Origin of the sequence: Mesorhizobium maamorense (assembly GCF_044998965.1) — a bacterium.
Lineage (GTDB): Bacteria > Pseudomonadota > Alphaproteobacteria > Rhizobiales > Rhizobiaceae > Mesorhizobium.
This window is the reverse complement of the sequence record NZ_CP173356.1, coordinates 3,422,525-3,435,431: the sequence shown is the minus strand read 5'-3', so window position 1 is coordinate 3,435,431 and position 12,907 is coordinate 3,422,525. Positions and strand designations below refer to the sequence as shown.

Annotated in this window: 13 protein-coding genes; 1 reads left to right on the top strand and 12 read right to left on the bottom strand. The window is 60.7% G+C overall.

Features of this window, described 5'->3' with window-relative positions:
• Nucleotides 1-190: 190 nt before the first annotated feature.
• Together ACIU1A_RS17400 and ACIU1A_RS17395 are read right to left on the bottom strand one after the other, a co-directional pair.
• Nucleotides 191-1,420, bottom strand: coding sequence for an ABC transporter ATP-binding protein (locus ACIU1A_RS17400; RefSeq protein WP_404924776.1), 1,230 nt, complete (start codon nt 1,418-1,420; stop codon nt 191-193).
• Nucleotides 1,421-1,423: 3 nt separating this feature from the next.
• Complete coding sequence (locus ACIU1A_RS17395; RefSeq protein WP_263493937.1) at nt 1,424-2,299, bottom strand: ABC transporter permease; 876 nt, start codon at nt 2,297-2,299, stop codon at nt 1,424-1,426.
• Between the two features lie 572 nt (nt 2,300-2,871).
• On the opposite strand from ACIU1A_RS17395, the gene ACIU1A_RS17390 reads away from it, so the two are divergent.
• Nucleotides 2,872-3,861, top strand: coding sequence for an NAD-dependent epimerase/dehydratase family protein (locus ACIU1A_RS17390; protein ID WP_404924775.1), 990 nt, complete (start codon nt 2,872-2,874; stop codon nt 3,859-3,861).
• A gap of 328 nt (nt 3,862-4,189) precedes the next feature.
• Here ACIU1A_RS17390 and ACIU1A_RS17385 read toward each other — a convergent pair whose 3' ends face one another.
• The 10 genes from ACIU1A_RS17385 to ACIU1A_RS17340 form a co-directional block, all read right to left on the bottom strand.
• Entirely contained in the window at nt 4,190-4,315 is a 126-nt protein-coding gene (locus ACIU1A_RS17385) for a hypothetical protein (protein ID WP_263486168.1), read from the bottom strand.
• 224 nt (nt 4,316-4,539) lie between these two features.
• Nucleotides 4,540-4,926, bottom strand: a complete 387-nt coding sequence (locus ACIU1A_RS17380; protein WP_404924774.1) for a c-type cytochrome — start codon at nt 4,924-4,926, stop codon at nt 4,540-4,542.
• 1 nt (nt 4,927) lies between these two features.
• On the bottom strand, nt 4,928-5,806 hold the full coding sequence (locus ACIU1A_RS17375) for a cytochrome c oxidase assembly protein (protein ID WP_404924773.1): 879 nt from the start codon (nt 5,804-5,806) through the stop codon (nt 4,928-4,930).
• Nucleotides 5,803-6,144, bottom strand: a complete 342-nt coding sequence (locus ACIU1A_RS17370) for a hypothetical protein (protein ID WP_404924772.1) — start codon at nt 6,142-6,144, stop codon at nt 5,803-5,805. The genes ACIU1A_RS17375 and ACIU1A_RS17370 overlap by 4 nt, the downstream gene beginning before the upstream one ends.
• A 1-nt stretch (nt 6,145) precedes the next feature.
• Complete coding sequence (locus ACIU1A_RS17365; RefSeq protein WP_140649316.1) at nt 6,146-6,751, bottom strand: cytochrome c oxidase subunit 3; 606 nt, start codon at nt 6,749-6,751, stop codon at nt 6,146-6,148.
• Nucleotides 6,748-8,718, bottom strand: a complete 1,971-nt coding sequence (gene ctaD, locus ACIU1A_RS17360; RefSeq protein WP_404924771.1) for a cytochrome c oxidase subunit I — start codon at nt 8,716-8,718, stop codon at nt 6,748-6,750. Before ctaD ends, ACIU1A_RS17365 begins: the two co-directional genes overlap by 4 nt.
• A complete protein-coding gene (coxB, locus tag ACIU1A_RS17355) occupies nt 8,715-9,728 on the bottom strand; it encodes a cytochrome c oxidase subunit II (RefSeq protein ID WP_404924770.1) in 1,014 nt (337 codons plus the stop codon). Before coxB ends, ctaD begins: the two co-directional genes overlap by 4 nt.
• Nucleotides 9,725-10,258, bottom strand: coding sequence for a c-type cytochrome (locus tag ACIU1A_RS17350; RefSeq protein ID WP_140521300.1), 534 nt, complete (start codon nt 10,256-10,258; stop codon nt 9,725-9,727). The genes coxB and ACIU1A_RS17350 overlap by 4 nt, the downstream gene beginning before the upstream one ends.
• Nucleotides 10,255-11,115: a substrate-binding domain-containing protein gene (locus ACIU1A_RS17345; RefSeq protein ID WP_404924769.1), complete on the bottom strand. Its 861-nt coding sequence runs from the start codon at nt 11,113-11,115 to the stop codon at nt 10,255-10,257. The genes ACIU1A_RS17350 and ACIU1A_RS17345 overlap by 4 nt, the downstream gene beginning before the upstream one ends.
• Nucleotides 11,096-12,856, bottom strand: coding sequence for a methanol/ethanol family PQQ-dependent dehydrogenase (locus ACIU1A_RS17340; protein WP_404927946.1), 1,761 nt, complete (start codon nt 12,854-12,856; stop codon nt 11,096-11,098). Before ACIU1A_RS17340 ends, ACIU1A_RS17345 begins: the two co-directional genes overlap by 20 nt.
• Between the last annotated feature and the right edge of the window lie 51 nt (nt 12,857-12,907).

Below are 12,907 nucleotides of genomic sequence, written 5' to 3'. Positions count from 1 at the left end.
TATGATGGAAAGTGGAACGCGGGATTTCCGCCTCCAATTGGCACTGCGGCTGGCACGCGCGCCCTATGTCACGCCTGCAACGATCGGAAGCAAAGCCGAACGGCTTGCCCTGGAGATCATGATGTGGACGGCAAAGCAGCGGCGCAGGATTCGGCGACAGCTTGCGCACGTGGCCAGGTGAAAACAGGCGTCACTTCCTGACCACCCATCGATGCGGGAAGCTGACATTGCCAAAGCCAGGCTGGGCGCTGACCGGTCGATCGTCGAGCAAACCGGGCATGACATCGAACACAGCGGCCGTCTCGACATAGTCTTCGACCACCCTGTCGTCCGCCACCAGCGCTACGTCAATCCTGTAGCGCCCTGGTCTCAGCATAAGGCTGTCCACATGTACCGTGTAGACTTCGCCCTGACGGTCATGCAGGGAATGCTCCCGGCTATCAAATGAGGTCACAGGATCCCCGAGATCATCAATGATAGTCACAAGGCACTGCAATGTTTCGCGCGGCCCATCAACCTGAAGCCGAAAAGTTGCCGGCTGCCCGGACGCGACGGGACCCATTTCATTGAAGACTTCGATGCCGACCACACGGAGGCGGCCGCGCCCGGTGCGCGTGGATCGCACACTCAGATCGGTTCCTGCGCGGGCCTCAAGCGTCTGGAGATAATCCCGGACCACGTCCTGAGTCGGACCGTCCGCCTGGATCATCCCGCCGTCGATAAGGATTGCGCGGGTGCAAAGTCGCTGCAGAACCGGCATCTGGTGACTGACGATCAGCACGGTGCGGCCTGTCCCGGCGATGCTCGCTGCCTTGGCAATGCATTTCTTCTGGAACGTGGCATCGCCGACTGCCAAGACCTCATCGACCACCAGAATGTCGGGATTGACGTGGGCGGCAATCGCGAAGGCCAGACGCAAGTACATGCCGCTTGAGTATCGTTTGACAGGCGTATCGAGAAACGGCTCGACCCCGGAGAAATCCACGATCTCGTCAAGCTTGGAATTGATCTCGATGCGCCGCATGCCGAGTATGGCCCCGTTGAGATAAATGTTCTCACGGCCGGTCAGTTCGGCATGGAACCCCGTGCCGACCTCCAGCAAAGCTCCCAGCCGTCCATGTATCGTCGCGCGGCCGGAAGTCGGCTCCACGATCTTCGCCAGTATCTTGAGAATGGTGCTCTTTCCTGCACCGTTGGGACCGATCACGGCAAGGACTTCGCCTGCGTGCACCTCGAAGGAGACGTTTTTCAACGCCCAGAACGGCTCGTCCGCACCTTTGCGGTGGCTTGTATCGGCCTCCCCGCGAAGACCCCGCCTTTTGCTGGCGAGCGCGTCTCGCAGCGTGGGGAAGCTGTTGTTCGCCACACCAAGTCTATACGCCTTGGAGAGATTGGCAGCCTGGATCACGATGTCGGTCATCACTCAGATCAGGTCCGGAAACGCGCGTTCGGATTTTGAGAAGATAGTCAGTCCGGCAACGAGAAGGGCTAGCGAGGAGAGCGTTGATATCGAGATCATGAGCCAGTCCGCAGGCGTGCCCAGCACGCTCCAGCGGATGGCTTCGACTGTCCCAACCATTGGGTTCAGACTATAGAGCGGCCGCCACAATTGAGGGACGAGATTGGCTGGATACACGATCGGGGTCATGAACAGAAGTATCTGAAGGCTGAACGGCAACAGATAGCCCACATCGCGAAAGCGAACGTTGATCGCCGACAATGCCACGCCCACTCCAGTCGCTGACGCAGCCATTACGAGCACGAGCAGCGGCAAGAAGACTGCTTGTGGTGCCGGCCAGCTTCCGAATGCCAGCATGGCGGCGAACAAAAGAGCGAAGCCGACGAGCATATCGGTCAGGCATGAGGCCATCGTGGAGATGGGAATGATCAGACGCGGGAAATAGACGCGTTTCACCAGCTCCTGGTTTCTGACGAGGCTGCCCGTCATGCTGGCGACGGCTCGCGAAAAAAAACTCCATGGCACAAGCCCACACAGAACAAATAGCGGGTATGGCGCGCCGTTGGACGAAATGCCTGCGAGCTTGCCGAAGAAGATGCTGAAGACCGACATAGCAACGAGCGGCTGCAGCATTGCCCAAAGGATGCCCAGATAAGTCTGCCGGTATTTGACCTTGAAATCACGCCAGGCCAGGAAGAACACAACTTCCCGATATCGCCAAAGCTCGGAAGGTTCGAACAGTCCTCGCTTGCGGGACGGATCGATGATTGTCACGACAGCTGATTGCGCGCCTGTCTGGTCCGACACGATGATGGCGTCCGCCTCCCTTGACAGCCCCATTGAGGCTTACATTTCCGCGCAGTGCAATCAGCACTTTTGATGGTGCCTGCCGTTCACGAGCCTCACCATTCGAGAGCGCATAGCAGCCGCCCTCAATGCTCGACCAGATCCTCCGGAGGCGCGAGATCGCGCCGCATATCCCCGTTGTTCGATAAGTCCAACCGGACGGAGGGCATTTCTCGCACACGGACTTTACGTTCGATCCGGATGCGAACGAACACCTGCCCGGGCCGTCTGAGTTTCTACCGCTACTCTCCCACCTGTGCTGGGTTGTCGAGGATACATTTCCCTATTGAACTTGTGGTGATGTTATGCCCATCGAAGATAGTCAGGCTACAGAAATCTTTCGTTTTTACAGTGTAGTGTATGCACTGCACCGCTGGTGACAGGGTCCTTAAGATGTGCCATTGTCCAATGGGGTGGTACTATTTGCGCGGATTAGGGTTGTTCGGGCGATGCGCGTTGCGCGAACCATCATTGCGTGGAGGGAGTGACATCTCATTGGAAATTCAGACGGCTTGACGAGTCAGCGTTCATAGCTCCTGAGCAAGCTGCAAAGCTTTGGGTCGGAAATGAAAAGTGTTCTTGTCGCGGGAGCAGCCGGGTTCATCGGATCCCACCTGGTTGATCGACTGTTGTTAAGGCAAGAAATCAATCGAATTGTTGCTGTTGACAATTTCTGGACTGGTACTCGTGCCAATCTGGATCATATCGCCGACCCTCGCTTGGTCGTGGTAGATGTGACTGTTGAAGATTTTCAGCAGGGGAGCCTTTTTGACGAGATCTATCATCTCGCCTCGCCTGCTTCGCCTCCCTGGTATATGCAAGATCCGGTACGAACCATCTCGGCCAACGTAATAGGAACTATGCGGCTTCTGACCCTTCTTCGCGCCGGGGGCCGCTTCTGTTTCACGTCCACGTCTGAGGTTTACGGCGATCCGCTGGTAACGCCGCAACCGGAAACTTACAGGGGCTCCGTTGATTGCACCGGGCCGCGTTCATCGTATGACGAAGGTAAGCGTTGCGCCGAGGCCCTGCTTTTTGAGAGTAACCGATTGAGCGGGCTCGACATTCGAGTTGCAAGATTGTTCAACGTCTACGGACCTAGGACACGACCTGACGATGGACGTGCAGTATCAAATTTCATCACGAATGCGCTGTTCGGCAAACCTATAATCGTTTTTGGCGACGGCTTGCAGTCGCGGAGTTGGGGATACGTCAGCGATATCGTGGACGGCCTAGAACAATTCTTCTGGGGGGAGGAGCATGGTTATATTGGTCCCCTGAACATCGGAAACGATCGCGAGATTTCCGTTGTCGATGTTGCCCGTTACGTCGCGGGCTTGGTGCCAGGCACCAAAATCGTGCATGTTGATCCGATCCCCCAAGATCCGACGAACCGCTGTCCGGACTTAACTCTAGCGCGGAGGATCATCCCCGGCTGGGCCTGTCAAATACCTCTTGAAGAGGGTGTGCGCCTCACCCTGGACTGGTTTCGCCGCCAGCAACAGAACGATTTGTCCAGTGTGTCCTCAGACTCGATGGTTGCCGCATCGGTGTGAGTGGGATCCGCCCGATAAAATGTGACCGAAAAAGGGGAGAAATGTGCTCGCCGCAATCCGGTTCCTTCGACCAACGTCGCGGTATGTTCAACCGGCCAGTTCGATGCTGTGAACGCGCGCTTCTGTGCATCGTTCAGGGCCACCGAAGGCGACATACAAGTGCGGAAGGCTCCTCCCGCGGCAATGCATGCTTCCTCCAACGCGTGGTCGGCAACCTTATGGGTGTTCGAGCGGCGCGGATGGCCTTGGCGACGATTCCAGTTCGTGATGGTCACTCACATCTTGCGCTGGCAGGTAATAAAGCCCGTACGACCGGAAGGCTGGGCGATCAGAGGCAGTGGCATGTCTTGATCAGGAAGATTACTCCCACGGAGTAAGGCAGGGCTAAAAGCCCCAAGGCGATCCAGAAGCCGGGTTCGGCCATTGCGGCGAGATCTGACAGAAGTTGCTTCATGTCGCCTCGGTCCTCGCCCCTGATCGCTCCGCATCCGATCCACAAGCAAAGAGCCCGCTCTTGAGGGAGGGGGAAGCGGGCTCTTGGCTGGGGCTAATGGCCCAGCAGCACGGCGGACTTGAATTTGTACTGCGCCGGCTGCTGTCCAAACCGTAATCGGGCAGCTTTGTTCCCCTGTCGGCTATGGTCCTGGGCACAGCCCGTGATCCCGCCGAGGCGGCGGTCTATCTCAAAGCATAGAGATAGGCGGCGATGTCACGCGCTTGCTGCTCGGTGATGCCGGTGGAGGGCATGGCGGTGTGCGGATTAACGTCCCTTGCTGACCGTATCCAGCGGATCATGTTCTCCGGATTGTTAGCCAGCACACCGCCAACATAGATCCTGTCAGATAGACTGGCGTCCAGGCGTGGGCCGACGTGGCCTACCGCACCGGGTACACCGGTGATGGTGTGGCAGCCGGCGCAGCCATTCGCCAGCATGATCGGTATCGCACGTGCACCGACGCCGCCGGTAGCGGCATCCGCCTCTTGCTGCACCCGACGGGCTCGGTCGGCCCACAATGCGAGCGCGCCGCCCGCGACGACCAGCAGAATGCACACGGCGATGATCAATTTAGATGGGCCAGGGCGCATGCGCGACCTTCCTGGTTCCGCTCGTCGTTATCCAGAGGCCGGCCAGCAATAGCGCTGCCCCGCCATAGATAAGGCCGGCCGGGATCCACATAACGAGCCCGGCAAGCTGCTGGTCCTCGATCGGGCTTAAATTCCACACTGCCGCCCCGGCAGCATTCTCCGGGTACCAGAGCTTCGGCGATAGAAGAAGCAGGACACCGAGCAGGCCGGTGTGCAGGGAGGTGAAGAAAAGATGCATCACGGCATTTCCATAGGCCTGCTGTTGGCTTGGGCGCGGCAGCAACGCCCACCAGAAGAGCAGGCCTGTGCCGAGGAAGCTCGCATGTTGGGCATAATGCAGCACGCCATGCTCGAGCGCTGCCTCAAACAGGACCGGAATGTGCCACACCCATATCGCGATCCCGTGAACAATCGTTGCGGTGACAGGCCGGCTCGCAAAGGTCCAGAGCGCTCGCAGCGATTTGCCATGCCCGACCGTGCCCAGGGCACGCCGGAACGTTACGGGAAATGCCCACAGCAGAGCAGGGGCGGGGCAGGCGATGACCAGCAACGGCGCCGCCACCGCCATCAGCAACTCGTGTTCGATCATGTGCGCGACAAACAGCCGCTCGCCGAGAGCATGAATCGGACTGACCAACGCTGCCGTCAGTACGCTCCAGCCGGCGGCAAACAGCAGCGCCTGACGCATCCGTAGCGGACGGCCGCGAGTGCTGCGGCGCCACAGCCGCATCGCACCGGCCATGTAGATGAGCGCGACGGCCGTCAGCGGGACCGTGATGGGAAGCGCAAGTGTCCATCCGGCCTCGGGCGCGTCGGAGCCATAGCAGATCGAGGTGGAGAAGAGCGTGGCCAGGTTCATCGCAGACACTCGTCCAGGATGAGTGCGGCGCTTCCCTGCATGGTGATGACCAGTGCAAACAGGAGAGCCGCCAGTATGCCGAGATCGGCGACGAAATGCTCGGTACCGCGCGTGCGTTCTGCTTTGAAAGCAGCGCCGCCTTGCCGCTTTGCCTGCCAGGACAGAGCACCGCCCAGAAGCGAGAACAAGGCGAGCAGCAACGCTAAGGGAAGCACGACCGGCACCTGGTGATTGCATTGCCAGGGAACCAGCGAGTAGTTCAGTTGCGTCGAGACCGCCCAAGCCAACGGGCCCGACAAAAGCCCACCCCAGGAAGTTCCCAACCGCACCGCGCGCATGTCAGCCGAGCCTCGGTACCCAGTAGATCAGCAGATAGATCGGAAGCCAGGTTGCGACCACGAAATCCCAATAGAAAACATTGTCGCCGACGTCGCCGAAGCGTCGCCCGCTATAGCCATGGCGCGTGAACATCAGCACCGTCAGCACGATCGTATCGCCGACATCTGTTATCAAATGCGTGGTGTGGAGCCCGAGCAGCACCCAAAGCATCGAGCCGTAGGCGTTCGTATCCCAGTAAACGTTCAAGGCCGGAAACTCGAACCAGCGCACAAGGAGCGGGGCGAGGCCGAGCAGCGACATGACAACCAGTCCGATCCGCACCGGCACGATGGCGCATTGCTTGGCATAGCGATCGAGGATGTGGTTCGGCACCAGGCTGGCGATCAGCAGCAGCGTGACGATCGTTCCTGGCCAATGGTTCGGCTGCGGTGCACTCAACGGCCATTCAGGCCAAGAGAGCGCCAGGTAGAGATAGGCGGCTGCGGCGAGCGCAAAGCCGGTGCCCTCCAGAGCCATGAAAGCGAGCGTGCCCCACCAGGTCGGGCTGCGCGGACCATGCCCAAAGGTGGGGAGACCGGAAACATCTGTGACGGGACGCTCGTTCATTCCTCGTCCTCCGGATCACCTTTTGGCCAGAACCAGCCGATCAAGGTGACGGCGATTGGCAGGGCGCCCCACACGATGGCCCAGGGGGTGAAGATCGAATAGAGAAACGTGCCGCCTACGGCGAACGCTGCAAAGAGCGGCCAGATCGACGGTGTCGCCGATTTCTCGCGAATGTCGGGATGGGCTTCAGCGACTGTCGAGACCAGCAGCTCGCGCGCTTCGACGCGAAGCCCGGTCGCTACGGGAAGAGCGTCGCGCTCGGCCCAGAGTGGCTCCGCGTTGGTGACGACCGGAATGCGCGCGAAATTATAGCTCGGCGGCGGCGAGGGCGTTGCCCATTCCAGGGTGCCGGCCTCCCAGGGATTGTTGCCTGCCGCTGCGCCTTTCAACGCGCCCTGCACAAGATTGAAGGTGAACAGGACGAAACTCAGGAAGAAGACCACCGCGCCTGCTGTTATGAACAGGTTGATGTTCCCCCAGCCAAGCTCGGCCGGATAGGTGTAGACCCGTCGCGGCATGCCCCACAGCCCCACGATGTGCATCGGGAAAAAGGCGGCGTTGAAGCCAATGAAGGCCAGCCAGAAATGCAAGCGGCCCAGGCGCTCGCTCATCATGCGGCCGGTGATTTTAGGAAACCAGAAATAGGCCGCACCCAGCAGCGGGAATACCGATCCGCCGATCAGCACATAGTGGAAATGCGCGACGACGAAGTAGGTGTCGTGCACCTGCAGATCCAGCGGCACGGAGGCCAGCATGACGCCGGTGAGACCGCCGATGACGAAGATGAAGAAGAAGCCGAACACGAACAACATTGGCGTGCGGATCACCGGTCTGCCGTCCCACATCGTTGCCAGCCAGCAGAAGATCTGTACGCCGTTGGGAATAGCGATCATCATGCTGGAAGCGGTGAAGAAGCTGGCGCCGAGCTTGGGCAGGCCTGTCGCGAACATATGGTGGACCCACAGGCCAAAGGACAGGAAGCCGACCGCGATCAACGACAGAACCATGCCGAGATGGCCGAACACCGGTCGGCGGGCGAAAGCCGGGATGATCGAGGAGACCATGCCGGTCGCCGGCAGGAAGATGATGTAGACCTCGGGGTGACCGAAGAACCAGAACAGATGCTGGAACAGCAAGGCATCACCGCCTTCGGCCGGGTTGAAGATGTGTGTGCCGACCAGCCTGTCGAGGATCAGGAATGTCGAGGTGATCATCACCGCCGGCATTGCGAAGACGACGACAAAGGAGGTGACCAGCATCGCCCAGACGTATAGCGGGATCTTGTCCAGCGACATGCCGGGAGCACGCTGCTTCAAGATCGTGACGATCGTCGCCACTGCCACAGCCAGTGAAGACACCTCGGTATAGGTAATCATCTGCGCCCAGACGTCGGCGCGCTTGCCAGGGGCGAATTCGGGACCGGACAGCGGCACATAGGCGAACCAGCCGACGTCCGGCGCCATGTTGAGAGCGAAAGACACCCAGGCGAACAGGCCGCCCGAAACATAGACCCAGTAACTGAACGCATTCAGCCGCGGAAACGCAATGTTGCGGGTGCCGACCATCAGCGGCACGAGATAAATGCCGGTCGCCTGCACGATCGGTACCGCGAACAGGAACATCATCGTGACGCCGTGCATGGTAAACAGCTGGTTGTAGAGGTCCGGCCCGATCAGCCCACGCTGTGGTCCCGAGAGCTGAACACGCATAGCCACTGCGTTGAGCCCGCCCAGACACAGAAAGACAAAGGCAGTGATCAGATAGCGCCTGGCGATCACCTTGTGGTCGACGCTCGACAGCGCGCCGATGATACCCGGGGGCGTACGCCAGGTGCGCTCCAGCCACCGCTGGAGATCGGCTTGCTCCATACCGGTATCGCGCGGTCCGTCATGCTCGGGAGCGAGATCTCCCTTTGCTTGCGCCTCCGCCCGCAGGTCACGTCCGCTCGTCAGGTCGGCGCTGGTCATTTCAGCCCCTCGAGGTAGGCAATGATGGCATTGAGCTCGTCGCCATTGAGAGCCGTTACAGGCATGTGGGAGCCGGGCTTGATGCCTTGCGGGTCGGTGATCCAAGCGGCGAGATTGCCGCGGCTCATCGTCAGCGTTCCGGCTGCGAGAGTTTGCCGGCTGGCTATATGGGTAAGATCGGGCGCTACCGTGCCGCCTGCGGGTGTGCCGCCGATCCTGTGGCACATCACGCAGGGCCGCTGGAGGAAAAGATCCGCGCCGGCCTTGGCTTCGGCATTGGTCGGAGCGGCGGCAGGCCGCAACTGGTCGTCCAGCCAGGCATCGAACTGCGGCCGCGGCTCGGCAATGATGAAGGTGCCCATGTTGGCGTGCTGCGCGCCGCAGAACTCAGCACATTGACCACGATAGACGCCTGGCTTGTCAGCCCTGATGTCCAGCACATTCATATGTCCGGGGATGAGGTCGAGCTTGCCGGCAAGGCTCGGCACCCAGAAGGAGTGGATTACGTCTGTTGAAGTCAAAAGAAGCCGAACCGGCTCGCCGGCCGGAATGTGGATTTCGTTCGCCGTCGTCAGGATGCGGCTTGGCTGGGCATTCTCGTAGCGCACTTCCCACCACCATTGATGGCCGGTCACGCGGACCGTCAGCGCCTCGTCCGAGCCGATCCCGGCAAGCGTCCTGTTGGCGAAAAAGCTCAACAGGGTCAGCCCAATTAGGATCGCCGCAGTCACCCCAACCGCGGTCAAGACCACGCGCCTTTTGCGATGTTCGGAAGCGAGGTCGAGCACGAGCGGATCTTTTCCTGTTCGAACTCGCTGGAACAGGGTGGCGACCAGCACGACCATCACCAACATCCACACGGCCGCGCACAGGGCAGTGAAAAACCAGATCAGCCAGGCGAGCTCGCCCGCGGCGGGGCCTTTCGGATCGAGAGCGGACTGCCAGCCGCTGCAACCTGAAAGCGCCAGGAGGGCGGCTGCGCAACACGCTTTGGGAAAAAGGCGTTTCACGGCGATTTCCCCAGCGTCGCGGCATCGGGGAGGCGATTTTCCGACGGATGGACCATCATGTCGTCGTTACGCTGCGGTGCGGCGGAGGAGGGCGCGTTGCCGCTCAGCGAACGTACGAAGGCTGCAAGCTCCCAAATCTGATCATCGGCTATCTTGTTTCGGAAGCTCGGCATGCCGTTAGGCCGCCCGTCCCGGATCGTTGCGTGGATACTCTCGATCGAGTTGCCGTAAATCCACTTCTCATCCATCAGCGCCGGTCCCATGCCGCCGCCGCCATTGGCATGGCACCCCGTGCAATTGAACCAGCTGAACAGGCGCTTGCCCTCGCTGAGATGAAAGGCATTGGCCTCGAAGCTGGCCGCCTTGTTGTCGCTCGGGAGCGGCCTTTGGCCGCCTGGCTCCAGCGCAGTCACCGGCGTTGGCTGTTGGCCGGACCCAAGGGCCGATTGCGGACGTGTGTCGCGCTCTTCCCGCTGGCAAGCGGCAAGGGCCAGCATCGCCGACAAGAGCACGGTGAGGTTCCGCCTCATCGGTCCGCGCTCCCGCCGGTATCAAGGCGCGGCACACCGTATCGGGCCAGGGTCGCGTCGATCTCAGCCTTGTGCTTGGCAAGAGCTGCATCCACTTCGTCGCGCAGCGCGTCGTCCCCGCGTCGGACGCCCATGGAGATGTCGTAGACCATTGGCAATTGAGGCCCGTCGATTCGAGGTGTCACGGGCGTGATGCGCAGCGGTGTCTTCTGCTTGGCGGCGAAATAACCAGCGAGCGGGCCCCAGACGACGGCAACATCGATCTCGCCGCTGGCCACCGCCTCGACAATGCGCGCGGGCGGGTTGGGAGCCGAATAGTCGCCATAGACTGGATAGCCGACGAGATGACCGACAATGCCGCGGCGGCCGAGTGCCTGGGCCGGTGGGGAGTTGGCCCCGTCATCGCCGATGAGCTGCACGCCGATGCGCAGAGTGCGCAGGCGTGGATCGTTGAAAGACGTGATCTCGGGACTGTCCCGCCGCGTCACGAAGACATAGGTCGAGCGGTAATAGGGAGCGGTGGCGCGGAGAATTTCGAGATTGGCGGGAGTGCCAGGTATGAGATCGCACAGGCCTGCCTTGAGCGTGTTGCGAACGAAACCGCGACGTTGGGCCCACCAGGTATAGGAAAGTCTTGCATCCAGCTCTTTGGCGATGATCTGGGCAATCTTGTTTTCGAAGCCCTGTCCAGCGGCGTTGGAAAACGGCATATTGTTAGGGTCGGCACATACCTTGAGTTCACGTGCGTCGGCGGCAACCGCGAAGAGCAGCGAGGCCACCGCGGCCACAAGACGCCCGTTCGCCTCGCGCCTTCGAACTGCCTTCAACTCGAAAGCATCAGGGGAGCCGGAACACATAGAGCGTGCCTCCCGCCGTGGTCGCGTTCTTCAGGTCTTTCATCGCATTGACGAAGCCGAGCGCGGCGGTAGCGTCGCGCGGGTCGAGATCGCCCGAGACGATCGCGCCGGCCCAACCACCGACGCCCGACAGGATCGCGACATATTGGTGCCCGTCGGGGCCGCGATAGGTGACCGGCTGCCCAATAATCCCGGACGAGGTCTTGAACTGCCAAAGCAATTCCCCTGTCCTTGCGCTCACAGCTTTGAACCAGCCCTCCATTGTGCCGTAGAACACGACGTTGCCGGCGGTGGCGACCGCGCCACTCCACACCGGAAAATTCTCTCTCAGGCTCCAAGCCGGCTTCGCAGCCGCGATGTCCCATGCGGTGAAGGCGCCACGGTTGCCCCCCGGGCCCGGGATCATGCGCACATTCATGCCGACATAGGGGGTGCCAGCGATGTAGTTCACCTCGAGGCCCTCTTCGTCCATGCACAGATTGTTGTGTGGAATGTAGAGCAGTCCTGTCTTCGGCGAGAACGCAGATGGCTGCCAATCCTTGAGCCCGGATGCTGTCGGGCAGATATCCCGGATCACCCTGCCGGTGCCGGTTTTCTTGTCCGGGTTTTCGATCAGACGCCCGGTTTTCAGATCGACGCCCTTGCTGGAATTGACGGCCCCATAGGGTGTCGCTGACAGGACTTCCCCGGTGGTCCGATCCAGAATGTAGAGATAGCCGTTGCGCTCCGGGCGGACGAGCACTTTGCGCGGCTTACCCTGCCAATTCATATCGAGCAGGATCTGCTCGTTGATGCCGTCGTAGTCGTGCAGGTCGTGCGGGCTCCATTGGTAGAACCATTTCGCGGCTCCGGTATCGGGATCGCGCGCGAAAATCCCGGAGGTCCATTTGTTGTCGCCGGGCCGAAGGTCCGGATTCCACGGCCCTGGATTGCCGGTCCCGTGATAGATCAAGTTGAGGTCCGGATCGTAAGAGATCCAGCCCCACATGTTGCCGCCGCCGATCTTCCAGGCTTCCGGCGGCCATGTGGTCACGCCAAGGTCCTTGCCCTTGTCCATGTCGTAATGCGGCTTGAAATCCGGCCCGATCAGCACGTCCTTGTCCGGTCCGGTGCCGTAAGCCGTCCAGACGACATGTCCGTCGCCCGCGTCCAGCGCCTTGACCCAGCCGCGCACACCCATCTCGCCGCCGGAATTGCCGACCAGCACTTTGCCCTTCACCACAAGCGGCGCCATGGTTATGGTCTCGCCGATATTGATGTTGCCGACATGCGCGTTCCACACCGGTTGGCCAGTGGCGGCATCCAGCGCGATCGTGTGACCATCCAGCGTGTTGAAGAAGAGGCGCCCGTCGGCGAAGACCGCACCGCGGTTGACCACGTCGCAGCAGGCAACGCCCTGCGCGGCAGGCTCAGGATTTGGCTCGTACTTCCATTTCATCGGCGCGCCCGGTTTGGAAAGATCGAGCGCGTAGACGATGTTTGGAAAAGGCGTCACGATATACATCGTGTTGCCGACGACGAGTGGCGCCGCTTCCTGACCCTTGTTCACTCCGGTCGAAAAAGTGAAGGCAACTTGAAGGTTCTTGACATTGTCCTCGTTAATGTCCGCCAGTTCGCTGTAGCGCGTCGAGGCATAATTCTTAGCCGGCATTGTCCATTGGCCGTCATCAGGTGGCGCGGCTGCGGCGGGCGGTGTGATGGCGGGTGTCACCGCGGACTGCGCGGCCGCGGCGTTCAGCAATGAGCAGCCTGCGGCCAGCACCAGCCACTTCAACGGCCTAAAGTCGAAACC